The sequence below is a fragment of the Aminobacter sp. P4_D5 genome (assembly GCF_056401815.1).
In genome coordinates, this window is the sequence record NZ_JBFUIP010001496.1 from 1 (window position 1) to 501 (window position 501).

Here is a 501-nt window from a genome sequence, read left to right on the forward strand (position 1 = left end):
CCCCTTCCTCATGCGCGGGCTCGGCTTCGACTACCGCACCGCCTTCGCGCCCGTGACGCTGCTGGCCACGCTGCCGCTGCTGCTGGTCGTCCGGGCCGAGCTCGGCGTGACCACTTTGGCCGTCCTGCTGGCCCGCCTGCGCGCTGAGCCGCGCTTGGCCGCCTATGGCAGCGTCGGGATCGGCGCGCGCACGCATCTCGCCATGGCCGCGCTGATGCGGGCCGCCGGCATCACCGCCGAGSACATCCCCTACAGGGGCGGCGCCGACCAGGTGACCGGCCTGTTGCGCGGCGACGTGGCGATGGGCTTCACCTCCGTCGCCCTGGCCGCGCCGCTGCTGCGCGAGGGAAAGATCCGGTCCCTCGGCACCTCCTTGCCCGGCGCGCCGGACAGCATCGCCGACCAGGGCTTTCCGGGCTTCTCCATCGGCGACTGGCTGGCGCTCTTCGCCCCTGCCGGCACGACTGCCGCGACCATCGCCCGCGTCGCGGCCGCGGCCGC

General features: G+C 74.8%; 1 protein-coding gene. It reads left to right on the forward strand.

The genetic code is table 11. The features are described 5' to 3' along the window. The coding region (locus AC1DWF_RS39160; protein WP_476843762.1) for a Bug family tripartite tricarboxylate transporter substrate binding protein at positions 1-501 on the forward strand (501 nt) is incomplete at both ends.